The organism is Micromonospora sp. USAFONa4 (genome assembly GCF_057197825.1).
This window is the reverse complement of record NZ_CM170072.1, coordinates 4,062,863-4,086,708: the sequence shown is the minus strand read 5'-3', so window position 1 is coordinate 4,086,708 and position 23,846 is coordinate 4,062,863. Positions and strand designations below refer to the sequence as shown.

General features: G+C 74.7%; 29 protein-coding genes and 1 pseudogene. 11 read left to right on the top strand and 19 right to left on the bottom strand.

The window, feature by feature from the left end; genetic code table 11:
* Positions 1-133: 133 nt before the first annotated feature.
* From AC0OO9_RS18175 to AC0OO9_RS18160, 4 genes are all read right to left on the bottom strand, one after another.
* Positions 134-784 (bottom strand): GNAT family N-acetyltransferase, encoded by a 651-nt coding sequence (locus AC0OO9_RS18175; RefSeq protein ID WP_484511255.1) that lies wholly within the window; start codon positions 782-784, stop codon positions 134-136.
* 161 nt (positions 785-945) lie between these two features.
* A complete protein-coding gene (locus AC0OO9_RS18170) occupies positions 946-2,259 on the bottom strand; it encodes a molybdopterin molybdotransferase MoeA (RefSeq protein ID WP_421457153.1) in 1,314 nt (437 codons plus the stop codon).
* The gene (locus AC0OO9_RS18165; protein ID WP_327030423.1) at positions 2,256-3,218 is read right to left on the bottom strand and encodes a UTP--glucose-1-phosphate uridylyltransferase; all 963 of its coding nucleotides are present in this window, start codon (positions 3,216-3,218) and stop codon (positions 2,256-2,258) included. The genes AC0OO9_RS18170 and AC0OO9_RS18165 overlap by 4 nt, the downstream gene beginning before the upstream one ends.
* Positions 3,219-3,227: 9 nt before the next feature.
* The gene (locus tag AC0OO9_RS18160) at positions 3,228-5,495 is read right to left on the bottom strand and encodes a diguanylate cyclase (protein WP_484511254.1); all 2,268 of its coding nucleotides are present in this window, start codon (positions 5,493-5,495) and stop codon (positions 3,228-3,230) included.
* A gap of 85 nt (positions 5,496-5,580) precedes the next feature.
* On the opposite strand from AC0OO9_RS18160, the gene AC0OO9_RS18155 reads away from it, so the two are divergent.
* Both AC0OO9_RS18155 and AC0OO9_RS18150 read left to right on the top strand, forming a co-directional pair.
* The gene (locus AC0OO9_RS18155) at positions 5,581-6,249 is read left to right on the top strand and encodes a 5-formyltetrahydrofolate cyclo-ligase (protein ID WP_484511253.1); all 669 of its coding nucleotides are present in this window, start codon (positions 5,581-5,583) and stop codon (positions 6,247-6,249) included.
* A pseudogene (locus AC0OO9_RS18150) lies at positions 6,246-6,404 on the top strand (FmdB family zinc ribbon protein); the annotation flags it as partial. The gene AC0OO9_RS18155 and the pseudogene AC0OO9_RS18150, both read left to right, overlap by 4 nt.
* 62 nt (positions 6,405-6,466) lie before the next feature.
* Here the strand turns inward: AC0OO9_RS18150 and AC0OO9_RS18145 are convergent.
* Both AC0OO9_RS18145 and AC0OO9_RS18140 read right to left on the bottom strand, forming a co-directional pair.
* On the bottom strand, positions 6,467-6,712 hold the full coding sequence (locus AC0OO9_RS18145; RefSeq protein WP_484518122.1) for a hypothetical protein: 246 nt from the start codon (positions 6,710-6,712) through the stop codon (positions 6,467-6,469).
* Between the two features lie 128 nt (positions 6,713-6,840).
* Positions 6,841-7,035, bottom strand: coding sequence for a hypothetical protein (locus tag AC0OO9_RS18140; protein WP_311410673.1), 195 nt, complete (start codon positions 7,033-7,035; stop codon positions 6,841-6,843).
* A 96-nt stretch (positions 7,036-7,131) separates the two neighbouring features.
* Between AC0OO9_RS18140 and AC0OO9_RS18135 the strand changes: the two genes are divergently transcribed.
* Positions 7,132-7,470, top strand: coding sequence for a hypothetical protein (locus tag AC0OO9_RS18135; protein ID WP_484511252.1), 339 nt, complete (start codon positions 7,132-7,134; stop codon positions 7,468-7,470).
* Positions 7,471-7,524: 54 nt separating this feature from the next.
* Here AC0OO9_RS18135 and AC0OO9_RS18130 read toward each other — a convergent pair whose 3' ends face one another.
* Positions 7,525-8,007 carry a DUF2231 domain-containing protein gene (locus AC0OO9_RS18130; protein WP_393170261.1) on the bottom strand — a complete coding sequence of 161 codons (483 nt, stop codon included), beginning with the start codon at positions 8,005-8,007 and terminating at the stop codon, positions 7,525-7,527.
* 224 nt (positions 8,008-8,231) lie between these two features.
* Here AC0OO9_RS18130 and AC0OO9_RS18125 point away from each other — a divergent pair, with 224 nt between their 5' ends.
* Together AC0OO9_RS18125 and AC0OO9_RS18120 are read left to right on the top strand one after the other, a co-directional pair.
* Entirely contained in the window at positions 8,232-8,660 is a 429-nt protein-coding gene (locus tag AC0OO9_RS18125) for a Fur family transcriptional regulator (protein ID WP_484511251.1), read from the top strand.
* 54 nt (positions 8,661-8,714) lie between these two features.
* Positions 8,715-9,572, top strand: a complete 858-nt coding sequence (locus AC0OO9_RS18120) for an oxygenase MpaB family protein (protein WP_311410669.1) — start codon at positions 8,715-8,717, stop codon at positions 9,570-9,572.
* Positions 9,573-9,693: 121 nt separating this feature from the next.
* On the opposite strand, the gene AC0OO9_RS18115 is transcribed toward AC0OO9_RS18120, so the two are convergent.
* From AC0OO9_RS18115 to AC0OO9_RS18065, 11 genes are all read right to left on the bottom strand, one after another.
* On the bottom strand, positions 9,694-10,560 hold the full coding sequence (locus AC0OO9_RS18115) for a RecB family exonuclease (protein ID WP_484517976.1): 867 nt from the start codon (positions 10,558-10,560) through the stop codon (positions 9,694-9,696).
* Positions 10,561-10,698: 138 nt separating this feature from the next.
* Positions 10,699-11,313, bottom strand: coding sequence for a MarC family protein (locus AC0OO9_RS18110; RefSeq protein ID WP_484511250.1), 615 nt, complete (start codon positions 11,311-11,313; stop codon positions 10,699-10,701).
* A 40-nt stretch (positions 11,314-11,353) separates the two neighbouring features.
* Complete coding sequence (locus tag AC0OO9_RS18105) at positions 11,354-12,220, bottom strand: PHP domain-containing protein (RefSeq protein WP_484511249.1); 867 nt, start codon at positions 12,218-12,220, stop codon at positions 11,354-11,356.
* A gap of 48 nt (positions 12,221-12,268) precedes the next feature.
* Positions 12,269-13,486: a hypothetical protein gene (locus AC0OO9_RS18100; RefSeq protein WP_484511248.1), complete on the bottom strand. Its 1,218-nt coding sequence runs from the start codon at positions 13,484-13,486 to the stop codon at positions 12,269-12,271.
* 56 nt (positions 13,487-13,542) lie between these two features.
* Entirely contained in the window at positions 13,543-14,637 is a 1,095-nt protein-coding gene (locus AC0OO9_RS18095) for a SigE family RNA polymerase sigma factor (protein ID WP_484511247.1), read from the bottom strand.
* Positions 14,638-14,742: 105 nt separating this feature from the next.
* On the bottom strand, positions 14,743-15,618 hold the full coding sequence (locus AC0OO9_RS18090) for a PH domain-containing protein (RefSeq protein WP_132231592.1): 876 nt from the start codon (positions 15,616-15,618) through the stop codon (positions 14,743-14,745).
* Positions 15,619-15,624: 6 nt separating this feature from the next.
* Positions 15,625-15,783, bottom strand: coding sequence for a hypothetical protein (locus AC0OO9_RS18085; RefSeq protein WP_007455302.1), 159 nt, complete (start codon positions 15,781-15,783; stop codon positions 15,625-15,627).
* 133 nt (positions 15,784-15,916) lie between these two features.
* Complete coding sequence (locus AC0OO9_RS18080; RefSeq protein ID WP_484511246.1) at positions 15,917-16,618, bottom strand: DUF6758 family protein; 702 nt, start codon at positions 16,616-16,618, stop codon at positions 15,917-15,919.
* 160 nt (positions 16,619-16,778) lie between these two features.
* The gene (locus AC0OO9_RS18075) at positions 16,779-17,402 is read right to left on the bottom strand and encodes a TrmH family RNA methyltransferase (protein WP_484511245.1); all 624 of its coding nucleotides are present in this window, start codon (positions 17,400-17,402) and stop codon (positions 16,779-16,781) included.
* Positions 17,403-17,494: 92 nt separating this feature from the next.
* The gene (locus AC0OO9_RS18070) at positions 17,495-18,022 is read right to left on the bottom strand and encodes a hypothetical protein (RefSeq protein ID WP_484511244.1); all 528 of its coding nucleotides are present in this window, start codon (positions 18,020-18,022) and stop codon (positions 17,495-17,497) included.
* Positions 18,023-18,084: 62 nt separating this feature from the next.
* Positions 18,085-18,600: a MaoC family dehydratase gene (locus AC0OO9_RS18065; RefSeq protein ID WP_132231598.1), complete on the bottom strand. Its 516-nt coding sequence runs from the start codon at positions 18,598-18,600 to the stop codon at positions 18,085-18,087.
* A gap of 548 nt (positions 18,601-19,148) precedes the next feature.
* Between AC0OO9_RS18065 and trxA the strand changes: the two genes are divergently transcribed.
* From trxA to AC0OO9_RS18050, 3 genes are all read left to right on the top strand, one after another.
* Positions 19,149-19,511 (top strand): thioredoxin, encoded by a 363-nt coding sequence (trxA, locus tag AC0OO9_RS18060; protein ID WP_484511243.1) that lies wholly within the window; start codon positions 19,149-19,151, stop codon positions 19,509-19,511.
* Between the two features lie 218 nt (positions 19,512-19,729).
* Positions 19,730-20,170, top strand: coding sequence for a hypothetical protein (locus AC0OO9_RS18055; RefSeq protein ID WP_484511242.1), 441 nt, complete (start codon positions 19,730-19,732; stop codon positions 20,168-20,170).
* Positions 20,167-21,075, top strand: coding sequence for an HTTM domain-containing protein (locus AC0OO9_RS18050; protein ID WP_484511241.1), 909 nt, complete (start codon positions 20,167-20,169; stop codon positions 21,073-21,075). The genes AC0OO9_RS18055 and AC0OO9_RS18050 overlap by 4 nt, the downstream gene beginning before the upstream one ends.
* On the opposite strand, the gene AC0OO9_RS18045 is transcribed toward AC0OO9_RS18050, so the two are convergent.
* Entirely contained in the window at positions 21,039-21,458 is a 420-nt protein-coding gene (locus tag AC0OO9_RS18045; RefSeq protein ID WP_484511240.1) for a thiol-disulfide oxidoreductase DCC family protein, read from the bottom strand. The genes AC0OO9_RS18050 and AC0OO9_RS18045 overlap by 37 nt on opposite strands.
* Before the next feature lie 101 nt (positions 21,459-21,559).
* Between AC0OO9_RS18045 and AC0OO9_RS18040 the strand changes: the two genes are divergently transcribed.
* Genes AC0OO9_RS18040 through AC0OO9_RS18030 form a run of 3 tightly spaced genes read left to right on the top strand, consistent with a single transcriptional unit; the run spans position 21,560 to position 23,791 of the window.
* Positions 21,560-22,609 (top strand): Rv2578c family radical SAM protein, encoded by a 1,050-nt coding sequence (locus AC0OO9_RS18040; protein WP_484511239.1) that lies wholly within the window; start codon positions 21,560-21,562, stop codon positions 22,607-22,609.
* Positions 22,610-22,632: 23 nt separating this feature from the next.
* On the top strand, positions 22,633-23,361 hold the full coding sequence (locus AC0OO9_RS18035; protein ID WP_484511238.1) for a hypothetical protein: 729 nt from the start codon (positions 22,633-22,635) through the stop codon (positions 23,359-23,361).
* Positions 23,362-23,383: 22 nt separating this feature from the next.
* The gene (locus tag AC0OO9_RS18030; protein WP_121396731.1) at positions 23,384-23,791 is read left to right on the top strand and encodes a CoA-binding protein; all 408 of its coding nucleotides are present in this window, start codon (positions 23,384-23,386) and stop codon (positions 23,789-23,791) included.
* Positions 23,792-23,846: the final 55 nt, after the last annotated feature.

The following is a 23,846-nucleotide window of genomic DNA, read 5'->3' as shown; positions in this document are numbered from 1 at the left end:
TCTTCCACCGATGGTGGTCGGGTGCGCGGATCGTACGGGTGGAGCAGCGCTTGCCACAGCTTGCAGTTACTTGAGGTTACGGGCCGTGGACGCGGATGCTGACACGCCGCGCCGATCCCGTGCGTGGGACGCCTCACCCCGTGGTGGCGCGCAGCCGGTGCCAGCGGGCCAGCAGCCCACCCTCGGCGGCGACCTCCTCGCTGGTCATCGCGTATCCGATATGGTCCCGCCACGCACCGTCGATGTGCATGTAGCGCACGTGGTACGACTCCTCGCGGAAGCCCAGCTTCTCCACCACCCGCCGGGACGGCCGGTTCTCGGGGCGGATGTTCACCTCGACCCGGTGCAGCCCGCCCACGCCGAACGCGTGGTCGACCGCGAGCGCCAGCGCGGTGGGGATGACGCCGCGACCGGCCACCCGGGAGTCCACCCAGTAGCCCACGTACGCCGAGCAGAACGCCCGCCGCACGATGCTGCCCACGTTGAGGTGGCCGACCAGCCGATCCCGGCCGTCCTCGCGCAGGCAGACGGCGAACGGCATCCCCTCGCCGGTACGCGCCGACCGGCGCTGGTCGCGGTACACCCAGCGGAACGCGGCCGGCGAGTTCAGCTCGTGCCAGTTCCCCGGCACGGACGACTCCCACGGCGCGAGCCACTCCCGGTTGGCGCGGCGCACCTCGGACCAGGCGGCGGCGTCCGAACGCCGGTAGGGCCGCAGCAGCACCGGCCCGTCGGCCAGCACCGCCGGCCACCCCGGCGCCCGCCCGACCCCGAACAGACTCACGGAACAGACCTTCCGCTCACGACCGACGAAACCGAAGCCCGGACCGCGCTCACCGAGCTGACCTTCCGTTCGCGACTGCGGGGCTCGCAAGCTCACTCCTCGCGCTCACCGAGCTGACCTTCCGTTCGCGACTGCGGGGCTCGCAAGCTCACTCCTCGCGCTCACCGGCGCCGGTCCAGCAGGAGGACGTCCACGGTGGACCCGGCGGCCGCGCTGGTCACCCGCTCGCCGAGCACCATCAGCCCGTTCGCCTCGGCCAGCCCGGAGAGGGTGTACGGGCCACCGTTGAGCGGCTGCACCGTGTAGCCGCCGCCGCGCCGCTCGGCGACGTGCGCGGGGCGGAACTCGCGCAGCCCCACCGGGGACGAGATCGTCTCCAGCAGGTGGGCGCGGACGCTGGGCCGGAACACCGGTTCCGCCCCGGCCAGCAGGTTGATCGCCGGGCGGGCCAGCACCTCGAACCCGATCAGGGCGGAGCCCGTGTCGCCGGGCAGGCAGACCACCGGCACCTCCTCGGCGCCGACCGTGCCGAAACCGAGCGAGGTGCCGGGGTAGAGCGCGACCTCGGTGAAGGTGACCGGGCCGGCCCGGCTGCCCTCCCGCCGGGAGAGGATCCGTCGCACCATGTCGCCCGGCCCGGTGCCGGTCCCACCCGTGGTGATGATCAGGTCGGCGCGCAGCGTCTGGTCCTCCAGCAGCCCGCGCAGCCCCTCCGGATCGTCGTCGCAGATGCCCACCCGGTACGCCAGGGCGCCCACCTCGGCCGCGGCGGCGGTCAACGCGTGCGAGTTGGCGTCGACCGTCTGGCCGGGCTGGCTGCCCCGGCCCACGTCGACCAGCTCGTCGCCGGTGGCCACGATCACCACGCGGGGGCTGGGCCGGACCACGACGTGCCCGATGCCGGTGGCGGCGAAGACCGCCACCAGCGCCGGCGACACGTAGGTGCCGGCCCGGGCCAGCAGGGTGCCGGCGGGCAGTTCCTCGCCGGCCCGGCGCACCCCGTAGCCCCGTTTGGGCACGCGGAAGATCTCCACGGCGGCCATGCCCTGGTCGGTCCACTCGACCGGGACGACCACGTCCGCGGCGAGCGGCAGCGGCGCCCCGGCGGCGACGGAGAAGCAGGCGCCCGGGGTGAGCCGGACCGGCCGCCAGCTCGCCGCGCCGAGGTCGCCGACGACGTTGAGCCGGACGTTGCGCCCGCCCGGCCCGCCGGACTGGGTCGGGACGTAGCCCACGCCCCGACCGCCTCCGGAGATGTCCTCCCAGCGGGCCGCGTACCCGTCCACGGCCGACTGGTCGAAGGCCGGGAAGGAGTGCGGCGCGACGACGTCCTCGGCGAGGACGTTGCCGTGCGCCTGGGTGAGGTCGAGGTCGAGCGGAGGCAGCGCGCGTAACCTGCGCAGCACGCTGCCCAGGTAGTCGGCGAGCGGCGTCAACTCGTTCGCGGCCGCCTCGGCGTCGGCCGACGCTGTCATGTACCAGTCACGCCCGACGCGTCGGAGTTGACGAACTCGGCCAGCCACTTGCGGAACTCCGCGCCGAGGTCGTCGCGCTCGGCGGCGATCTGCACCACGGTCTGGAGGTAGCCCAGCGGCATGCCGGTGTCGTAGCGGGTGCCCCGGTAGACGATCGCGTGCACCGGGGTGCCCTCGCTGCGCAGCAGCTCCATGGCGTCGGTCAGCTGGATCTCCCCGCCGCTGCCCGGCTCCGTCCGCCGGATCGCGTCGAAGATGCTGCTCGGCAGCACGTAGCGGCCCAGCACCGCGAGGTTGCTGGGCGCGTCCTCCGGCTTGGGCTTCTCCACCATGCCGGTGACCCGGACGACCTCGCCGATGTCTGTCAGCTCCGCCTCCGCCGGCTCCACCGAGGCGATGCCGTAGCGCTTCGTCTCGGCCGGGTCGACCTCGAAGAAGGCCAGCACCACGCCGCCGGTGCGCGCCTGGAGCTCCAGCATTGCCGGCAGCAGCGGCTCGGCCGGCTTGACGAACTCGTCGCCCAGCAGCACCGCGAAGGGCTGGTCGCCGACGTGCGACTCGGCGTAGCCGACGGCGTGGCCCAGGCCGAGCTGCTCGGGCTGCCGGCAGGTGTAGATCTCGGCCAGCTCGCTGGGGCCGCGCACGGCGGCCAGCCGCTCGGCGTCGCCCTTCGCCTCCAGCCGCGCCTCCAGGTCGGGGCGGCGGTCGAAGTGGTCCACCATCGACGTCTTGCCCCGCCCGGTGATCAGCAGGACGTCGCCGATGCCGGCCTGGGTGGCCTCCTCGACGATGTACTGCAGCACCGGCCGGTCGACCACCGGGAGCAGCTCCTTGGGCACCGCCTTCGTGGCCGGCAGGAACCGGGTGGCCAGACCGGCGGCCGGGATGACGGCCTTGACCGCGCGGGAGCGACCGGTTGCGGCGGTCGCCGATGAGGGGTTCGCTGAGTGCTCCGACATGTCGCGAGACTATCGGCCACGGCTCTGTCGTGGAGGGTGAGGACCGGAAGACGCGCCGCCGCAGGGACCCGGCCGCACCGGGTCGGTCGCGGCCGGCACGCTCCCCGGGGTGGCGTCGGTCGGATCGGCCACTTCGGGGTGGGCCCGCACCGGCTGGCGGGGAGCGCCGGCGCGCGGCAGACTGTCCTCGGGGGTGGCCGCCGTGGCCGGGACGGGGATCTCCCGCGTCGGGGGTCCGGCCCGCTCCTCGGCGATGCGCCAGGTGTCCCGGCCGGCCGCCTTGGCGGCGTAGAGGGCGTCGTCGGCGGCGTCCAGCACCTGCTGGCCGGTGCTGCCGTGGTCGGGGTGCACGGCGATGCCGACGGAGACGGTGACGCCGATGGCCACGGCCGCCCCGCCGTGCCCGTCGGCGGTGATCGGGGTGTCCCGGACCGCCGCGCCGAGCCGCTCCGCGACGATCGCCGCGCCCCGGGCGTCGGTCTCCGGCAGCAGCAGCACGAACTCCTCGCCGCCCTGCCGGAAGGCGAGGTCGACCTCGCGGATCTCCCCGCGCACCCGGCGGGCGAACTCGGCCAGCACGGCGTCCCCGGCCGCGTGCCCGTACGTGTCGTTGACGTCCTTGAACCGGTCCAGGTCGAGGGCGAGGACGCTGAGCATCCGGCCGAACCGGCTCGCCCGCTCGACCTCCCGGCGGATCGACTCCTTCAGGTAGCGGTAGTTCCACAGCCCGGTGAGCGGGTCGGTCAGGGAGAGCCGCTGCGCCTCCTCGTGCACCCGGACGTTGTCCACCGCCACCGCGGCGTGGCCGGCGAAGGTGCGCAGGGTGACGAGGTCGTCGTCGTCGAACTCGTCCGCGCCGAGCCGGTCGTAGAGGGCCAGCACACCGAGCGCCCCGGCGGGGGCGGCCGGATCCGCCCCGGGGCGCGGGGCGGGCCCGTCGCGGGCGGTGCCGTCGGGCGGCCCCGTCGTGCCGGGGGCCGCGAACGGCACCGCGATGTACGTCCGGCAGCGTGGCTCCCCCGGCGGCGCGACGGAGGGCTCCACCCGCCCCCGGCGCGGCTCCCCGGTCGCCGCGACGGCGCCCACCACACCGCTGCCCAGCGGCACCCGCAACGGCCCCGAGGATTCGTCCGCCGGGTCGGGCTCGTCCAGCCCCTCGGTGCACTGCGCGACGAGCACCCCGCCGTCGTCGACCAGCAGCACCGCCCCGGCCCGGGCGCCGGTCGCCGCGATCGCGCTGTGCAGGATCACCCGCAGGATGCGTTGCAGGTCGTGGGTGCTGGCCAGGGTGTCCCCCAGCACCGCGAGGTGCCCGCGCAACTGGTCGCGGCTGCTGGTCAGCGCCGCCACGTAGGTGCCCGTCTCGCGGGTCATCCGGTTGAACGCGCCGGCCAGCCGGCCGATCTCGTCCCGGCTGCGTACCGGCACCCGGGCGGTCAGGTCGCCGCGCGCCACCCGGTCCACCGCGCCCGCCAGCTCGACCAGCGGGCGGGTCGTGACCCGGGCCAGCCGCCAGGCGGCCACCACGGCCAGCAGGGTCGCCACCAGCACCGCCGAGCCCAGTGCGACGTACAGGCCGCGTGGTCGTTCGCTGGGGACGGAGAGCACCAGTGGCAGGGGCTGCCCGGAGGACGGGCCGACCAGGCGGACGTACCGGCCGTCGGGGGTCTCGGTGACGCGCTCGCCGTGCAGCGTGTCGGCGGCGGCGAGCACGGCGTCGCGTACGCCGGTCGACTCGGTGCTGTGGGCGAGCCGGACGGGTGCCGGGCCGTCGTCGATCAGGGTGACCGCCACCCCCGTCACGGCCGCGAGGCGCGCCACGAAGGCCGGGTCGACCGGCTGCGCGGCGGTGACCGTGCCGAGCGGCCCGCCGGCCCGGTCGCGCAGGTCGGCCCGGGCCGCGAGCGCCCGCACCGGCCCGGCGGTCGGCGGGTCGGCGCAGTCCTGCCAGGGCCCTGCGGGGCCGCCGGGGCTGGCGTAGGTGACCCGGCCGGTGACGTCGGCGACCCGCACGGCGGCGGCCAGGCCACGGCGGACCACCTGGCTCGCGGCGGCCGGCCGGTCGCCGGCCAGGGCGACCGCGTCGGCGGCGGCCCGCAACTGCTGGCAGAGGGCGTCGACGGAGGTGCGCACGGTCGCGGCGGCCACCGCGAGCCGCTCGGTGGAGCGGCTCGAGTCGACCGCCGCCACGGTCGCCCCGACGAACATCACCCCGAGCACCACCGGGCCGAGCGCCACCGCCAGGAAGGCTGTGGTCAACCGCCCGCGTAGCGTCACTCGGTCCCCCCGGAAGTTACGCCGCCGTTGCTTGCGATGCTGACACAGAGCCACCAGGCGACAAACGTTGCGTCAGGAGTGTTGCGTGCCCGATTTTTCTGATGGAGCGCAAGAGGCGAAGCGGGATGTGCGCGCCGCCGTGCTCGCCCGCCGCCGGGCGCTGAGCGTGCCGCGCCGGGCCGACGCCGCCGGGCGCGTGCAGGCCGAGCTGGTGGCTCTCGTACGCCGGCTGCGCCCGCTGCGGATGACGGCGTACGTGCCGGTCGGCTCCGAGCCGGGCGGACCCGACCTGCCGGCGGTGCTGCACGCGGCGCTGCCGCCGGGCGGGGAGTTGCTGCTGCCGGTGCTCCGCGACGACCTCGACCTGGACTGGGCGGCCTGGAGCGGGCCGGCCGGGCTGGTGGCCGCCGGGCGGGGCATGCGCGAGCCGGCCGGGCCGCGGCTGGGCCGGGCGGCGGTCGCCGGGGCGCAGCTCGTGGTGCTGCCCGCGCTGGCGGTGGACCGCCGGGGGCTGCGGCTGGGCCGGGGCGGCGGCTCGTACGACCGGGCGCTGGCCCGGGTGCCGGCGACCGCCCTGACCGTGGTCCCACTGCACGACGGCGAGCTGGTGGAGGCGCTTCCCGCCGAGCCGCACGACCGCCCGGTACGCGCGGTCGTCACGCCCGCCGACGGCCTGCGTACGCTGGACGTCGCCCCGGGGGGCGTGGCGGGTGTCGCGCCCCACACTTCCGCTGGACGAATCCGGGGGCGATGACGCACCATTGGCACTCGAATACGTCGAGTGCCAACCGGCCGTGGCCAGATCCGGAGGAGAACGTGCCCACGTACCAGTACGCCTGCACCGCGTGCGGCCACCAGCTCGAGGCGGTGCAGTCCTTCTCCGACGCACCGCTGACCGAGTGCCCGGCGTGTGAGGGGCGGCTGCGGAAGGTCTTCAACTCCGTCGGCATCGTGTTCAAGGGATCGGGCTTCTACCGCACGGACTCGCGCTCGTCCGGCTCGGACAGCGCGAAGAGCGGCGCCGCCGCCAAGCCGGCGAAGTCCGACTCGTCCTCCGGCGGTGACTCCGGCTCGTCCGGCGGGTCCTCGTCGTCGGGCTCGTCCGCCGGTTCCTCGTCCTCGTCGTCGGGATCGCCCCCGTCGTCGGGCTCGGGCGGCTCCACCGGCGGCGGGGGCAAGGCCCCGGCCGCCAGCAGCGCCAGCTCCTCCTGACCCACGCCGCCCCGGCCCGGGGGCCGGCCCTCGAACCGTGGGCCCGGTCCCCGGGCCGGCCGCGCTCGTCCACAGCCGGGCGCGGTCCTCGACAGGGCGCCGGCGGTCGTCCACCCGGGCGGCGGTGAGCCGCTCAGTCCCAGTGCGGGGGGCGCTCCGCGAGCAGCCAGTCGTCGTTGCCGCCCGAGCGCTCGCCCCAGCCCCGGTCGGTGTCGTCGGCGGTCTGCTCGGGCAGCACCACGAAGTCGTCGCTGAGGTCGACGGCGCGGTCGTCGTCGCCGCGTACCGCCGGCGTGCCCGGATCCTCGGTGATGCTCACGAGCGGCAAGACTAGCGCAGCCACCACCGGCGGGAGCGCCGACGAACCGCCGGGCCGCCGCGTCCGGCCGACCGCCGGGCCGGGGCGTTGGTAGCGTCGGACGGCGTGACGACCCCCACCTCCGGCGGCGCCCCGGACGACTACTGGCGACGGCCCGACGGCTCGCCCGAGCGGCCCACGGGCGCGCCGCCGGGGCCGGCCACGCCGCCCCCGGCGCGTGGGAGCGGCTACGCGGGCCCGCCCGCGACCACCCCGCCACCGGCCGGGTGGCGCCCACCGGTGCACCTGCGACCGCCACCGCCCCGGCGACTGCCGGCGCAGGACATGGCGGAACTCGACGCCGCGGAGCAGCGGGCGCAACGACTCACGTACGGCCTGGGCACGGTGGCCGCCGTGGTGCTGGTGGTCCTCGTCTGCGTGCTCTGCACCCGGCTCGTGTTCTGACCTCGGCCCGGTCGCGCCCGCGCCGCCCGTGGGCCCGACGCGGCCGGCGGGACGTCAGAGGGTGTTGCCCCAGACGGTCTCGGCCCCGGAGTGCCCGGTCAGGTAGACGTAGACGAGGCTGACGACGCCGAGCGCCACCACCACGACCGAGAGCACCGGGGTCACCCAGGACGGCAGCTTCGGCACCCGCCGGTGCCCGCTCGTCACGAACAGCAGCAGCAGCGACGCCACGGCCAGCGGCAGCACCCAGCGGAACAGGATGTCGCCGTAGCGGGAGTGCGCGAAGATCTGCTCCACGATCGGGCCCTGCATGCCCCGGGCGAGGAACGCGTCCGTCAGTTCCTCCCCCGACTCGACGGCGACGAAGGCCGACACGGGCGCCACCACGGCGAGGATCGCCACCGCCCAGTCCAGCCGCGCCCGGAACCGGGGCAACGCCACGTACGCGGCGGAGAGCAGGGCCAGCAGCGGCACGAGCACGACGACCGCGTGCACCACCAGCACGTGGGCCGGCAGACCCAGGATCTCCTTGAACATCCACACCTCCGGCGTACGCAATCGCGGGGCCAGCGTACGGTGCGCCGGTCGACCCGCCCAGTCAATCTCGACCGGGAACACGCGCCCGGAACCGGTCCGGTTCACCGTTCCCCGGCGAGGATCCCGCCGACGTGGCGGCCGGCTCGTGCGACCGGGTTGTGGCCGGCGCCACCCTGCACCGGAGGCCGCTTGTCGGTCCCCGACCCGCGTGCTGTCATTGGCGCATGCCCGGTGGCGAGGAACTGCTCCGGTCGAGGGGCCTGCGGGTCACCCGGCCGCGTCTCGCCGTGCTCGACGTGCTGGCCGCCGGCGGCCACCTCGAGGTCGACGAGATCACCCGCCAGGTGCGCGAGCGCATCGACTCGGTCTCCACCCAGGCGGTCTACGACGTGCTGGGCGCGCTGTCGCGCGCCGGGCTGTCCCGCCGCATCGAGCCGGCCGGCAGCCCCGCCCGCTACGAGGCCCGTGCCGGCGACAACCACCACCACGTCGTCTGCCGGGGCTGCGGCGAGATCGCCGACATCGACTGCGCGGTCGGCAGCGCGCCCTGCCTCGACCCGGACATCGCCCACGGGTTCGAGGTCGACGAGGCGGAAGTGACGTTCTGGGGCCTCTGCCCCACCTGCCAGGCCCGCCGCTCCGCCGGCGACTGACGGCCGACCGCTCTCCACGCGGCGCACGGCGGCAGCACGTGGCACCCTTGGTCGGTGGACTCCGATGACCTCGGCCTCTTCGGTCCGGGTTCGGTCACGTGGAAGGTGCACGAGGAGCCGATCCTGATCGTCGCCGGCCTGCGTTCGCTCTACCTCCAGTCGTTGCATCCCCGGGCCATGGCCGGGGTCGCACAGAACAGCAACTACCGCTCCGACGCCTGGGGCCGCCTGGTGCGTACCGCCACCTACGTCGGCACCACCATCTACGGCACCACCGCCGAGGCGGAGGCCGCCGGGCTCCGGGTACGCCGCCGGCACGCCCGCCTGCGGGCCACCGACCTGTTCACCGGGGAGGAGTTCCGGGTCGACGATCCCGAGCTGCTGCGCTGGGTGCACGTCACCGAGGTCGAATCGTTCCTCGACACGGCCCGCCGGGCCGGGCTGCCGTTGACCGCCGACGAGATCGACGGCTACTACACCGAGCAGCGGCGCTCCGCCGCCCTGGTCGGCCTGGACCCGGCGACGGTGCCGGGCACCGCCGCCGAGGTGGCCGACTACTACCGGCGGATCCGCCCGGAGCTGCGGATGACCCGCGAGGCGGCCGAGACGGCGCTCTTCCTCACCGCGCCGCCGATCCCGTGGAAGCTCAGCCTGCCCGCCCGGATCGGGCTCAACCTCGGGCCGCCCCGCTGGGCGTACTTCGGCATCGCCGGCACGGCGCTCGCGCTGCTGCCGGCCTGGGCCCGACGGATGTACGGCGGGCTTGGCCTGCCCACGACCGCGCTCTCCGCCGACCTGAGCGTCCGGGCGCTGCGGCTGACCCTCGCCACGTTGCCCCGCCGGTGGCGGGAGGGGCCGTTGCAGCAGGCCGCCAAGGAACGCGCCGCCCGGCTCGCCGGCACGCCGGCCTGATCCCACGGCCGAACCGGCTGCCCGGTGGGCGCCCTGTGCGACCCGGGCCGGCACCGTGCCGCCGGCAGGGCGACCGTGCCTTCGGGGGTGGTCAGCCCTTGCCGGGGGCCTTCGGGGGTGGTCAGTCCGTGCCGGACGCCGGGTCGGTCGCGGGCGCGACCACCGGGTCGGCGGCGCGCTCGACGGCCGCCCACGGCTCCTTACCCGGCGCCTGCGCCCCCACGGGGCAGGTGCGCCGGTAGTCGCACCAGCCGCAGCGGGGGCCCGGCGTGGTCGGGAACGCCTCGTCGGGGTCCTCGCCGTCGGCGACCGCCCGCTCGGCGGCCATGATGTCGCGGGCGGTCTCCTCCGCCCGGGTGAGCTGCCGGGCCAACGACTCCACGGTGTGCTCGTGGGCGGCCACCGTGCCGGTCGGCAGGTGGTGCAGCTCCACCCGGCGGCACGGCCGGCGGAACACCCGCTCGGCGGCGTACGCGTAGAGCGCCAGCGCCTGCGAGCCGCGCGCGTCGTCGGCGTCCAGCCCCGTGCGGCCCGTCTTGTAGTCGACGATCACCAGCTCCGGGCCGTCGGGCCCGGGGCGGGAGTCGATCCGGTCGGCCCGGCCGTTGAAGGCGAGCACCGCCGTCTTGACCGCCACCACCCGCTCCACGCCGAGCGGGTCGGCCCCGGGCTCCAGGGTCTCGACGTAGGACTCCAGCCAGCCCAGGGCCCGCCGGTAGGCGGCGCGCTCCTGCTCGTCGTCACGGTAGCCCTCGCGCACCCAGGTGCCCTTGAGCAACGCGGCGAGCGCCTCCGGCCGGCGCCGCTCGGGGCTCAGCGCGTACCAGTTCTTCAGGGCGGTGTGCACGCTCGCGCCGAGGGAGTTGTGCGCCCACGGCGGGCCCTTCTGCGGGGCCGGACGGTCGACGTAGGAGTAGCGGTAGCGCCGGGGGCAGTCGGCGTAGGCGCCGAGCTTGCTCGGCGTGCAGACGAAGAGCCGTTCCGGCATGCCCTCGAAGCCGAGCTGCTCGGGCTGGTCGCCGCGCGGCCGGGGCGCCCGGCCGCCGCCGGTGGAGGACCGTCCCGCTGAAGAGGCTCGTCGCACACCGCGATCCTGCCATCCACCCCCGACAGACCCGGCCGCCGGTCAGGTCATGTCGGCGTACTGGGTCACGAACGCGGCCACCGCGTCCGCGATGAGCTGCACCGCGATCGCGGCCAGCAGCAGGCCGGCGATCCGGGTCAGCACCTCGATCCCGCCGGGACGCAGGATCTTGACGATCCCGCCGGAGAACCGCAGCACGATCCAGACGGTGGCCATCACGGCCACGATCGCGGCGGCGATGGCCGTGACGTCCGCCCCGCCGTCGGCCTGCTGGACGAAGAGCATGGTGGCCACGATGGCGCCGGGGCCGGCCAGCAGCGGCGTACCCAGCGGCACCAGGGCGATGTTCGAGGTGACCTGCTGGCTCGGGTCGTCGGCCTTGCCGGTCAGCAGCTCCAAGGCCACCAGGATGAGCAGCAGGCCACCGGCGGCCTGCAACGCCGGCAGGTCCACATGCAGGTAGTCGAGCAGCGTCTGCCCCGCCACCGCGAAGATCACGATCACGCCCAGCGCCAGGGCTACGGCCTGCCAGGCGGCCCGGTTACGGTCCCGCGCCGTCAGGGGTCCGGTCAGCGCCAGGAAGATGGGCATCATGCCCGGCGGGTCGACGATCACCAGCAGGGTCACGAAGACCTCGCCGAACAGCTTGGCATCCACGTGATCAACGTAGCCGCGCCGCCGGAGGCGGAAACACGGATCAGCCGGAAGCGACCTCGGTCACTCCGCCCGCCTCGGCGACGATCCGCTCGTACGCCCCGGGATCGGTGGTGAACGCGCCGAGCCGGACGGTCTTGTGGGTGCCGTGGAAGTCCGACGAGCCGGTCACCAGCAGGCCCAGCTCGCCGGCCAGGGCCCGCACGTGCGCCCGCTCCGCCGGGGAGTGGTCCTCGTGGTCGACCTCCAGCCCCGCCAACCCGATCGCGGCCAGGTCGGCGATCAGCTCGTCTGGCGCGATCCGCCCCCGCCGGGTGGCCCGGGGGTGGGCGAAGACCGGCACACCGCCCGCCGCGCGGACGAGCCGGACCGCGCGGAAGACGTCGATGTCCTCCTTGGGCAGCCGGTAGCGCTCGCCCAGCCAGTCCGGCCCGAACGCCTCCGTCGTGGTCGCCACCAGGCCGGCCCGGATCAGCGCCTGCGCGATGTGCGGCCGGCCCACGGTCCCGCCGCCCGCGCCGGTCAGGATCTCCGGCCAGCTCACGTCGATCCCGTCGGCCCGCAGCAGCGCCACGATCCGCTCGCCCCGCTCCTCGCGGGCGGCCCGCACCCGGGCCAGCTCCGCGACGAGTTCCGGGGCGTCCGGATCGAAGAGGTACGCCAGCAGGTGCAGCGGCAGCGCGGGCTCCTCGCCGTACCACCGGCAGGAGAGCTCCGCGCCCCGGACCAGGCTGAGCCCGGCCGGCAGCGCCGCCAGGGCCGGCGCCCAACCGGCCGTGGTGTCATGGTCGGTGATCGCCACGACGTCCAGCCCCGACTCCGCCGCCGCCCGCACCAGCTCGGCCGGGCTGAGCGTGCCGTCGCTGGCGGTGGAGTGGGTGTGCAGGTCGATCCGCGGTACCGCGCTCATCGGCCCGACGCTACCGGCCAGCGGCCCGCCCCCGGCGCGCGGGCGCGGTCAGGGACGGCGGTCGCCGCCCACCGGCACCGCGCGTTCTCCGGCGGGCAGGCCGGTGACGGGCACGGACACGGCCATCTCGCCGTCGAGCACGCGGCTCACCTCGACGCGCACCAGGGCGCCGTCCGCGGCCGGATAGTGGGCCGTCCCCTGCGGCGTCCACGCCACCGGCCCGGCCACGGGCGGACCGGCCGGGCGGGTCGCCGGTGCGGCGGCGGGCTGGTCCAGGTCGACCAGCAGCGCGCGGTCCTGCCGGCCCGCCTTGCCGTTGACCAGGAGCCACCGCCCGTCGGCGGACACCCCGCCGGATCCGTCGCCGGTCAGCGTCGGCCCGCATCCGGTCCGTACCGGTGCGAGGTCCCGGGCCGGGTCGAGCAGGGCGACACAGGGCCGGCGGGGAGTGCCGGCGGACACCAGCGCGACCGCCAGCCCGTCGGGGCGGGTGCCGTAGACGTGCAGGGCGGCGTCGCCCGCGCCGCGCGGCGGACCCGCCGCCGGGCGCCACAGGGCGTGACCGGGCCGGTCGGGGGCGAGGCGGACCAGGACCGTGTCCCCGGCGAAGGCGACCGGCACCGCGTCGGGCGACGCCGGGGTGCGGGCGGCGGCGACGACCTGGGTGCCGACGATGCCCGCGACGACCAGGTCCGTCCCCTCCCGCCAGGCGACCTGCCGCCCGTCGGGGCTGAGGACGATGTCCCGCGCCCCGGCCAGGAGCAGGTGTGCCGTGCCGTTCGACAGCACGATCCACAGCGACCGGCCGGCCGCCGTCGGCGCGCCCACCACCGCCCAGCCGGCCCGGTCGGGGAGCCGCTGGGCACGCTCGGCGGCCGTGCCCACGTCGGGCAGGGCGAGCCGCTGCCCGCCGGCGGTGACCAGCACGTCGTTGAGGATGAGGTCCACCTCGCCCCGCCCCAGGTCGGCCCCCGGGGCGGCCGACGGCTGCGAGGTCGGGTCCGGCAACGGCGAGGCGTACGGGTCACCGAGCACCACGGTGGGATGCGTGGGCCGCCCGGGCTGCTGCCCGAGCTGGGCCATTCCGGCGCTTACCGTCACGGTGGCCACCGCGGCGAGGGCGATCCCGGTCAACGTCCGCCGGCGCCGGGACCGGTCGGCCCGCCGGATCGCCAGTCCTGCCGGATCGGCGACGAGCGGACGCGCGACGGACACCCGACGGGCGAACGTCTCCCGTAGCGCCTGCGCCAGCTCGTCCTCGGTCACGGCGAATGGACGCGTCGGGCCTTCGGTCCGGTTGTCACCACGACCGACTGGACGGCTCACCGGTGCTCTCCGGAGCCGGCCGGGAGGGCGGCCTGCCGGCCGCGCTGCTCGTCACGGGCGGCGGTACGCGACCCCGCCCCGGCCCCGGCCCGCGCCCCCGAGGCGACGGGCACCGGATCGCCCGCCGACTCCTCGGTCAGTTCGGCGGCCGACGTGGCACGCCCGGCGTCCGACGCCGGAGCAACGGCGGCCGGCTGCGCCGGAAGTCCGGTCGCGGCGCCGCCCGGGGCCGTGACGCCTCCCGACCTGCCCGGGGCGGTGGTGCCTGCCGACCTGCCCGGGGCGATGGTGCCTGCCGACCGGCCGGGGGCGGTGGTGGTGCCGTCCGGACTGCCCGCCTTGGCCGGCACGACGAGGGGCGACGGGGCGTTCGTCGCCGCGACCACGGCCGCCGCGTCCTCGCCCACCACCATCGTCGGTGCCCCGTAGGCCGTCGACGGGCGGACCGGCGCGCCGCCGCGAACGGGAGCGGGACGGTCGGCGCCGTCGCGGGCGGGGGTGGGGCGGTCGGTGCCGTCGCGGGCGGGGGTGGGGCGGTCGGTGCCGTCGGCCCGGGGTAGGGCCCGGGTGGGGTCGGCCCCGGCCGGCAGGTCGAGGACGGCCTCGGCGCCCATCCGGCGGCGCAGGGTGCCCAGGGCGCGCGACGTCTGGCTCTTGACCGTGCCCGGCGAGATGCCGAGCAGCGCGGCGGTCTGTGCCTCGGACATGTCCTCGTAGAAGCGCAGCACGAGCACCGCCCGCTGCCGGCTGGGCAGCGCGCTCAGGTGACGCCAGAGCAGGTCCCGGTCGAGCTGCTGCTCGATCTCGTCGATCCCGGCCCGCTCCGGCAGCACGTCGGTGGGGCGTTCACCGTGCCAGCGCCGCCGCCACCAGCTGGTCGAAGTATTGATCATGACGCGGCGGGCGTACGGCTCGATCGCCTCGATCCCGCCGAGCCGCTTCCAGGCCAGGTACGTCTTGGTCAACGCGGTCTGCAACAGGTCCTCGGCGGTGGCCCAGTCCCCGCTCAGCAAATAGGCGGTGCGCAGCAGGGCGCCGGAGCGGGCCGCGACGAAGTCGCGGAACTCCTCCTCCAGGGGATCCCTGTTCACCACCGGCCACCTCCGCGCCCCGTTGTCCTGGCAGGTTGCCATGCCGGGGGTGGTCGGGTCGACGGCGAACGGTGCGCAGTTCCTCCGATGTTCGGACGAAAAGTTTCACGCCCCGTCGTCGGCCTTGGCCTCGTCGGCCTCCTTGCCCAGCCGCGCCTCGACCGCCTGCGGCTCGTACATCTCCTCGACGACACGCAGGTAGAGCTCATTGGGGTTGGGCAGGTTCTTGATCTCACGCAGCGCCTGCTCCTGACCGGCGGACTCCAGCACGAAGGTGCCGTAGTTGAGCGCCCGGCCGGTCGGGCTCTGCTCGTACTTCATGTCGGTGACCCGGACCAGCGGCATCATCGCGACCCGCCGGGTGATGATGCCGTTGACCACCATCACCCGCTTGTTCGTGAGGATGAAGCGGTCGTACCACCAGTCGGCGACCTTCCAGGCCACCCACCCCATCACCGCGAACCAGAGCAGCACCGCGATCGTGGTGAGCGCGCCCACGTCCTGCCCGGCGAGGAAGCCGGAGAGGTAGCCCAGCACGAAGGTCGCGGCGATGCCGACCAGCAGCGGGGTGGAGAGGTGGATCCAGTGCCGCTTCCACTCGCCCCGGTAGCGCTCGGTCGGGAAGAGGTAGCGCGCCACCAGCGAGCTGGGCTCGTCCTCCAACGGCAGCACCCGGCGGGGCGCCATGCCGGCGGCGTCGGCCCGCAGACCGGCCAGCTCGTCCTCGGAGATCTGCGGTGGCTGGTAGCCGGCCTCCGGGTCACGGACCCAGGCCCGACCGGACCGCCCCTCCCCGGCGTACGCCGGGCCGTCGCCGAAGCCGGCGTCGTCCGAGAGGGAGGGACCGTCGGAGAGACCCGGACCGGTGCCGTAGCCCGGCCCGTCGTCGGGGCCGATCCGCGGGATCGGCTCCGTGTCCCGCTCCCGGCGCTCCCGATCGGGATCGTCGGGATCGAAGGGTGGACCGGAGGGGTTTCCCATCGGCGGCTAGGCGACGAGGCTGGTGAAGAAGTCGCCGAACCCCTGGGCGATGTCCATGATCCCGCCGCCCAGTGACTTGAACACGTCCGCCGCAGAATTTGGCCGGTATGCGACGAAGAAGATCAAGAATGCGATTCCGGCCCAGGTGAGGACCTTCTTGACCATGGCGGGCCATCCTCTCGCGCGGCGCCGGGTCCCATTACCGCAGCGGCACCCAGAGTATCAGTGTGGTGTCGTACAGTGAATATCTGCGTCCGTTCTCCGACATTCCGGGATGCCTGTCAAGCCCTGGGGCCCGTCAAGCCTTCCCGTGCAGATACGGAGACGGTGCGCCGTACACGAGCTCGGGCGGTGTCCACTCGGTCAGGTCGTGCAGCACGACTTCTTCCGCGAGGAGGTGACCCGCACTCGCCGGCCAGGCTATCGCATGGAGCCACAATCCCCGAGCCTCGCCGGCGTACGCGCTTCGATCTGTCGGCGAGTTCACGAGCCACAGTGGAGTCGGATGGCCGGCCACCTTGATCCTGGCCTGCCCGACATGCTCCGGATGCCCCGGCCCGGGATCCGTCAACGCCTGCGCGAGTTCCGGGCCCGGATCCGGGCCGGCCAGGCCCGCGAACCGGGTGCCCAGGCCGACGCCCGGCTCCTCGGCGACGAAGACCAGGTCCGCGGGGCCTCCGCCGAGCGGCTCCGGCCCGGCGCAGGCGACCGCCGTGGCGCGCACCCCGGTGCGGTCGTCGCCGGCGTACGCCACGCCGGTCATCGTCCAGCCCGTCGGCAGCGGCCACGGGCACCACAGCGGCGTCCTCGGCCGGGCCGGCGGGTCGGCGGCGGCGACGATCCGTTCCACCACGCTGGCCACGATCTCGGTCCCGATGCGCTCGGGCACGTGCAGCGGGGAAACCGGCCCGCAGTCCAGGCAGCGCGACTCGGTGTGCATCAGGTCCGGCGCCCGCACCGGTCCACCACATTTCGGGCAACTCACCGCGACACTCACCATCCCACCGTCACCCCCGCACGCCGCCCCGTCAAGCGGAGCGCCGGTTTCGGTGCCGCCGGCCTCCCGGGGCGGGTCGGCTCAGGTCCCCCGCCGAGCCCGAGGCCGGCGAGCGGCGGTGAGGAAGCCGGAGGTGACGCCAGGCAGCCCGGAGCGGCGGCGGTCAGCCCGGCGGCGGTCCGGCGTGCCTACGGATCCAGGCGTGCATGGCGATGCCGCTGGCCACGCCAGCGTTGATCGACCGGGTGGAGCCGTACTGGGCGATCGAGAAAAGCTGGTCGCAGGCGGCACGCGCCGGGTCGGACAGGCCCGGGCCCTCCTGCCCGAACAGCAGGACGCAGCGCCGGGGCAGCGTGGTGGTCTCCAGCGGCCGGGAGCCGGGCAGGTTGTCGATGCCGACGACCGGCAACTCCCGTCCGGCCGCCCAGGCGACGAACTCCTCGATCGTCTCGTGGTGCCGGACGTGCTGGTAGCGGTCGGTCACCATGGCACCGCGCCGGTTCCACCGCCGGCGGCCGACGACGTGCACCTCGGCGGCGAGGAAGGCGTTGGCGTTGCGGACGACCGTGCCGATGTTGAAGTCGTGCTGCCAGTTCTCGATCGCGACGTGGAAGTCGTGCCGCCGCCGGTCCAGGTCGGCCACCACGGCCTCGCGCCGCCAGTAGCGGTACCGGTCGACGACGTTGCGCCGGTCGCCCTCGGCGAGCAGCTCGGGGTCGTACCGCGGGTCGTCCGGCGGGTCCCCGGGCCACGGTCCCACGCCGACGTCGAGCTGGTCTCCGGTCACGGTCACGCAGGGTACGGCCCACAGACCCCGCCCCGGGTCGCGACCCCGACCCGGCAACCGGACCGGGGCGGACGCGGGTCGACCGGGGCGGGTCAGCGCAGCCCCAGCGCGTCGCCGAGCCGGTCGAGGAAGCGGCGGTCGGCGGGGGCCGGCGGCAGCCCCTGGGCGCCGGCCGTCGCCGCCCTGCACACCCGGGCTGCCACCGACTGCACCCACTGCCGGTACGCGGCCGAGTCGGCGGGATCGGCCCGCCGCCGCAGCACCCGGGTCGCGGCCCGGCAGGCGGCGAGCAGGTCCACCACGTCGGTGAGGCGCTCGACGGGATCGCCCGCCCCGTCGTGCCGGGCGTAGATGGCGGCGACCACCGCGCGTACGAGATCGCTGTCGAAGGCCCGGCCGGCCGCGACCGCGTCCAGGCCGGCGAGCCCGGCGGCGACCCCCGGGTCGGGCCGTCCGGGGCCGGGCGCGGCGGCGGCCACGATCACGCGGCCGGGCAGGCTGGTCAGCAGGTCCCACTCGGCGGCGGAGTAGACGGCGGTGGTCAGCGGTGCGGCACGGCGGCCGGCAGAGGACGGCTCTCCGGCGACGGAGTGGCTCATGGGGACCTCCGGCGCCAGCATATGCCCCGGATCGGAAAAAGGGCCCCTACCACCCGGAACCCGGATGAGAAGGGGCCCGTCGGTCAGCGCGGCTCGGGGAAGCTCGGCCGTTCCGGGTCGACGCCCTCGGGTACGGCCGCCGTCGCGTACTCCTTCTTCGGGACCATCACCCGGCGGCGGAAGACGCACACCATCGTGCCGTCCTGGTTGTAGCCCCGGGTCTCCACGGAGACCACGCCCCGGTCGGGCTTGGAGGACGACTCGCGCTTGTCCAGCACGGTGGTCTCGCCGTAGATCGTGTCGCCGTGGAAGGTGGGCGCCACGTGCCGCAGGGACTCCACCTCGAGGTTCGCGATGGCCTTGCCGCTGACGTCGGGCACCGACATGCCCAGCAGCAGGGAGTAGATGTAGTTGCCGACCACCACGTTGCGCTTGAACTGGCTCGCCGTCTCGGCGTAGTGCGCATCCATGTGCAGCGGGTGGTGGTTCATGGTGAGCAGGCAGAAGAGGTGGTCGTCGTACTCGGTGACCGTCTTGCCGGGCCAGTGCCGGTAGACCGCGCCGACCTCGAACTCCTCGTAGTAGCGGCCGAACTGCATCCTTGTCCCCTTCGACGGGCGGCGATGGAGTTCGGCACAGCATGCCTTATCGAGTGTTAAGGCGAGGCGCGGGGCGCGTGGCGTGCGGAAATGTCACACCGCCACAACCGGGGGGAGACGCAATGAGCGGCGGGGCCCTCCCCGGCACCCGCCGCCCACGCTCTGATGCGGAAGATTCTGCCGTACGGGAAGGCGAGCCGGATAGAGACGGAGGTCACATTTACCTTTTCGTAACACTACTGTGCGTGTTCGGCCGACCGGACCTCGGCGATCTCCACACACCGGATTGCCGCTTGTCAACCGCCTGATTGCTCATTCGTTCCGGTCAATCGTGTCGATCTCCTTGGAAACGCTCCCATCACGACCGGTCACGCAAATGCGTCGTGCACTTGCGTACCGCAACGGTGAGCAGGAACCATCGTCATCGATGTGAACGTGACCTGCGCAACGCCGTGACGAGCACGTTTCGGCGGAGGCGGGCCGGGAATTCCACGAGGTACGCCCTGGTTCCACCAGACGTAGCTATTCCGCGCCGATCGGAGATTCTCATGGCAACCGTAGAGCTGACCACGGCAAACTTCGACGAGGTGACCGGCAGCGACGGCATCGTGCTGGTCGACTTCTGGGCCGACTGGTGCGGCCCGTGCAAGCGGTTCGCCCCGGTCTACGAGCGCTCCTCCGACAAGCACTCCGAGATCGTGTTCGGCAAGGTCGACACCGAGGCGCAGCAGGAGCTGGCCGCCAAGTTCGACGTCCGCTCGATCCCGACCATCATGGCGATCCGCGACTGCGTCATCGTCTTCGCCCAGCCCGGCGCCCTCCCCGAGTCCGCCCTGGAGAACCTGATCGAGCAGGTCCAGGCCCTCGACATGGACGACGTCCGCGAGAAGCTGGCCGGGCACAGCCACTGAGCCGCAGCGCTCCACGACGGCCGGGCCCCGACGGGCCCGGCCGCCGTCGTCCACCCGGCCGGTGACGGGGTGCGGGCCGGCACACGCATCTCCGCCCTGCGCCCGTGGACACGCCTCCTTCCTGGGCCCGGAACGCGGCCCCCTGGCCCGCCGGCCAGCGGGAAGTGGCCGTCGGAGGGAGCCGAGGCGGGCGGTACATCCCGTATCGTCACGACCCGATGGAAACCTTGACCACCCGCGGTCGCGCCGTCCGGCTCGCCGTCACCGCCCTCGGCCTGGCCGTCCTGGCGGCCGGCACCGCCTGGGGCACCGACGACCACTTCCCGTTCGGCCCGTTCCGGATGTACTCCACGTCCAACCCGCCGAACTCCCCCGCCCCGGACACCCGCGTCGAGGGCGTGGACAGCGGCGGAGCGGTCGTCGACCTGGGCGAGCGGGCCACCGGCATCCGCCGGGCCGAGATCGAGGGCCAGCAGAGCCGCTACGCCGCCGACCCCACGCTGCTCGCCGAGGTCGCCGACGCGTACGCCGAGCGCCACCCGGACGCGGCGGAGCTGGTCGAGGTCCGCATCGTCGTCCGCTGGCACGGCATCCGCGACGGGCGACCCACCGGCCGCTGGACCGACGAGACCGTGGTCGCCTGGCAGGCGGGCCGATGAGCCGCTGGTTGACCGAGGCGGTGCCCCGCGGCCGGGTGGCCGCCTTCCGCACGCTGATCTACCTCTTCGTCGCCGCCGACCTGGTCGTCTTCACGCCCTGGGTACGCACCCGGGTGGCGGTGCCCGGCGAGCTCTACCAGCCGCTGCTGATCGGCCGGGTGCTGCCCCTGCCGACGCCGACCCAGACGCTTGTCACCGTCGTCTTCTGGGCCCTGCTGCTGCTCGCCCTGCTCGCCGCGACCGGCCGGGCACCACGCCTGCTCGGCTGGGCGGTCTTCGCGCTCTACTTCGAGTGGATGATCGTCGCGATGAGCTACGGCAAGGTCGACCACGACCGGTTCGGCCTGCTCGTCGCGCTGGCCGTGCTGCCCACCGCCGGCCGGGCCCGGCACGGCGACACCACCCGCACCGAGGCGGGCGGCTGGGCGCTACGGGTCACCCAGATCGCGGTCATCTGCACGTACTTCCTGGCCGCCTGGGCCAAGCTGCGCTTCGGCGGGCTGGACTGGCTGACCGGCTCGGTGCTGGCCCGGGCGATCCTCCGGCGCGGCACCGAGCTGGCCGACCTGATCGCCTCGGTGCCGTACCTGCTGATCGTCGCCCAGTTCGGCATCGTCGCGTTCGAGCTGCTCAGCCCGGTGGTGTTCCTGCTCAGGGAGCGCTGGCGGCTGGCCACGGTGGGCTTCTTCTACTCGTTCCACCTGGTCACCGTCGCGACCATCACGATCTCGTTCGCCCCACACCTGGCCGCGATGACCAGCTTCCTGCCGCTGGAGCGGGTCCGGCCGGTCGTCTGGGCCCGCCGGCTGCTCACCCGCCGGGGACGGGACACCGCAGCGCCCGCCGGCGCCGCGCCGGCACTCGCGGGTCAGGCGTCGGCGGCCGGGCGACCGGACGGCCCGTAGAGGCGCTCCCGCGCCTCCTGCGGCAGCGAGCAGGCGGCCGTGCCGCCGGGGAGCCGGTGCCGGTTGCGGGCCACCCAGCGGTACGCGGGCCAGGCGGCGGCGCGTACCGGCGGGAAGGCGAGGCCAGCGCCCGCGAGACGCCAGAGCGGACCGCTGTCGCGGAGCAGCCTGGCGATGGCGTCCGGACCGGCCGCGCGGGAGCCGTCGACGCCCACCCACTGCACCGCCTCCTCGCACTCGGCCTCGCTCAGACCCAGCGCGTCGAGGTCGGCGAACTGCCACGGCACCACCCGCACGCCTGTCGGGATGCGCTGGTCGATGAACTCGGCGCACCGGGTGCAGAACGCGCAGTCCCCGTCGTAGACGAACGTCGACCTCTCCATGCCCCCATCCTCCACCCGCCGGGCGCGCACAGTGCCGCGAGGTGGGCGGGAACACGGCGGGTCGCTTGCGTTCCGCTCGTACGCGTGTTCGAATGAGGGCCATGCGCTGGGACAACCTCGCCGCTCCCCCGGACGAGGGAGTCCCCGACCGGGCAGCGCCGGCGACACCACCCCTGCCGCTGGCGCTGCCCGGAGCGGTCGCCCGCACCTTCGACACGCCGGGCTTCGCCGGCATGACGTTCTACGAGGTGCAGGCCAAGTCGATCATCAACAAGGTGCCCGGCACGTCCCGGGTCCCGTTCGAGTGGACGATCAACCCCTACCGGGGCTGCTCGCACGCGTGCGTTTACTGCTTCGCACGGAACACGCACACCTACCTCGACCTCGACGCCGGGGCGGACTTCGACCGGAAGGTGATCGTCAAGGTCAACGCCGGTGAGCTGGTCCGGCGGGAGCTGGCCGCGCCGCGCTGGCGGGGCGCGCACGTCGCGATGGGCACCAACGTCGACTGCTACCAGCGGGCCGAGGGGCGCTACCAGCTCATGCCGCAGATCATCGCGGCGCTGCGCGACTTCGCGAACCCGTTCTCGATCCTCACCAAGGGCACGCTGATCCTGCGTGACCTGCCGCTGCTGCGCCAGGCCGCCGAGGTCACCCGGGTCGGCGTGTCGTACTCGGTGGGCTTCGTCGACGAGCGGCTCTGGCGGGCGGTGGAGCCGGGCACTCCCAGCCCGCGGCGGCGGCTCGACGCCGTACGGGCGCTGGCCGACGCCGGCTTCGACGTCGGCGTGCTGGTGGCGCCGATCCTGCCCGGGCTCAGCGACGACGACGAGTCGATCGACGCGACCGTGGCGGCCATCGCCGCCGCCGGGGCGACCAGCGCGACGCCGCTGGCGCTGCACCTGCGCCCGGGTGCCCGGGAGTGGTACGCGCGCTGGCTGGGCCGCGAGTTCCCGCACCTGGTCCCCCGCTACCGCGAGCTCTACCGCTCCGGCGCGTACGCCCCGCAGTCCTACCAGCGGGAACTGACGGCGCGGGTGCGCATCGCGGCACGCCGGCACGGGCTGCCCCGGGGCGAGCGCGGCGACGACCACCGCCGCACCGGACCGGTGCCCGCGCCGCCGCCCGCCGAGCAGCTCACTCTCCTGTAGACGGCTGCCGATACGCTGCCGGCGTGCGGGAGACGACTGTCCGGGCGCTGCGGCGGCAGCGGGTGGCGGTGGCGGTCGCGCTGGCCGCCGGAGTGTGCTGGGGCGTTGCGGCCAGTTGGGCGCGCCGCACGGACGGTCCGGCCGCCCTGCTCACGCTGTTGCCGCTGGTCGCGCTGCTGGTGAGCCTGATGCGCGTCTTCGGGCGGCCCGGTGCCGCCGAGTTGCGGGTGGACGAGCGGGAGCAGGCCTTCTTCGGCCCGCCCAAGGGCCGGGTGAGCTACCGCTGGATCCTCCTCGCCTTCCTCGCCTACACGACGACCTACCAGCTCAGCTCGGGTCAGGACGGGATGTGGTGGCTCTACCCGAGCATCACCGGCCCGTTCGCCGTCCTGCTGTCGGTCGCCCTGTGGCGCCGGGTGCCGACAGTCGCGCTGACCCCGGCCGGAATCAGCGCCGGTGACCCGCTGCGGCACACCTGGGTACCGTGGGAGGCCCTGGACCCGGCGGCTGCGGGCGGGCCATCCCGGCAGTCCGGCTTCCTGCGGCTGCCGGTGCGCAGCCGTGACCTGGTCCGGCAACGAGGGCTTGCCTCGCGCCGCCACGTCGTCGTCGAGACCGGCGAGTTGGACGTCGCGCCGGAGCTGCTGGCCGGGGCGATCCAGCACTACGCCGCGCATCCCGGGCACCGCGCGGCGATCGGCACGCCCGAGGAGCACGCCCGGCTGCGTCACGTGCTCGCGGGCGGCGGCTGAGCGGCGGGGTTAGAGTCGGCGGGTGCGCTCCGCTCAGCAGATCCTCGCCGACTCCGCCGTGATCGCCGTCGTGGGCGCGTCCCGCGACCCGCGCAAGGCCGCCCACAGCGTGCCCTTGCAGATGCAGCGGTACGGCTGGCGGATCATCCCGGTGAACCCGACGGCCGACGAACTCTTCGGCGAGCGGGTCTACCGGTCGCTTGCCGACATCCCGCACCCGGTGGACCTGGTCGACGTGTTCCGGCCGGCGCAGGACGCGGTCGACGTGGTACGCGAGGCGGTGGCGATCGGTGCTCCGGCGGTCTGGTTGCAGCTCGGCATCGTCTCGGCCGAGGCGCGGCGGATCGCCACGGAGGCGGGCGTCGACTACGTCGAGGATCGTTGCCTCATCGTCGAGCGCGCCGCCGCCGGCCTGACCCGGCTGGGCTGACCGGGTTCGGGAAGTCCCGGCACGGCGGTCAGTCCCGCCCGCCGTGGCGGTTGCA

Coding starts and splice junctions, on each gene's coding strand:
- AC0OO9_RS18170 (WP_421457153.1), bottom strand. CDS start 2,259: ATGACAGCGTCGGCCGACGCCGAGGCGGCCGCGAACGAGTTGACGCCG.
- AC0OO9_RS18165 (WP_327030423.1), bottom strand. CDS start 3,218: ATGTCGGAGCACTCAGCGAACCCCTCATCGGCGACCGCCGCAACCGGT.
- AC0OO9_RS18130 (WP_393170261.1), bottom strand. CDS start 8,007: ATGTTCAAGGAGATCCTGGGTCTGCCGGCCCACGTGCTGGTGGTGCAC.
- AC0OO9_RS18125 (WP_484511251.1), top strand. CDS start 8,232: ATGCCCGGTGGCGAGGAACTGCTCCGGTCGAGGGGCCTGCGGGTCACC.
- AC0OO9_RS18115 (WP_484517976.1), bottom strand. CDS start 10,560: ATGCCGGAACGGCTCTTCGTCTGCACGCCGAGCAAGCTCGGCGCCTAC.
- AC0OO9_RS18105 (WP_484511249.1), bottom strand. CDS start 12,220: ATGAGCGCGGTACCGCGGATCGACCTGCACACCCACTCCACCGCCAGC.
- AC0OO9_RS18090 (WP_132231592.1), bottom strand. CDS start 15,618: ATGGGAAACCCCTCCGGTCCACCCTTCGATCCCGACGATCCCGATCGG.
- AC0OO9_RS18085 (WP_007455302.1), bottom strand. CDS start 15,783: ATGGTCAAGAAGGTCCTCACCTGGGCCGGAATCGCATTCTTGATCTTC.
- AC0OO9_RS18080 (WP_484511246.1), bottom strand. CDS start 16,618: ATGGTGAGTGTCGCGGTGAGTTGCCCGAAATGTGGTGGACCGGTGCGG.
- AC0OO9_RS18070 (WP_484511244.1), bottom strand. CDS start 18,022: ATGCTGGCGCCGGAGGTCCCCATGAGCCACTCCGTCGCCGGAGAGCCG.
- AC0OO9_RS18065 (WP_132231598.1), bottom strand. CDS start 18,600: ATGCAGTTCGGCCGCTACTACGAGGAGTTCGAGGTCGGCGCGGTCTAC.
- trxA (WP_484511243.1), top strand. CDS start 19,149: ATGGCAACCGTAGAGCTGACCACGGCAAACTTCGACGAGGTGACCGGC.
- AC0OO9_RS18055 (WP_484511242.1), top strand. CDS start 19,730: ATGGAAACCTTGACCACCCGCGGTCGCGCCGTCCGGCTCGCCGTCACC.
- AC0OO9_RS18050 (WP_484511241.1), top strand. CDS start 20,167: ATGAGCCGCTGGTTGACCGAGGCGGTGCCCCGCGGCCGGGTGGCCGCC.
- AC0OO9_RS18045 (WP_484511240.1), bottom strand. CDS start 21,458: ATGGAGAGGTCGACGTTCGTCTACGACGGGGACTGCGCGTTCTGCACC.
- AC0OO9_RS18040 (WP_484511239.1), top strand. CDS start 21,560: ATGCGCTGGGACAACCTCGCCGCTCCCCCGGACGAGGGAGTCCCCGAC.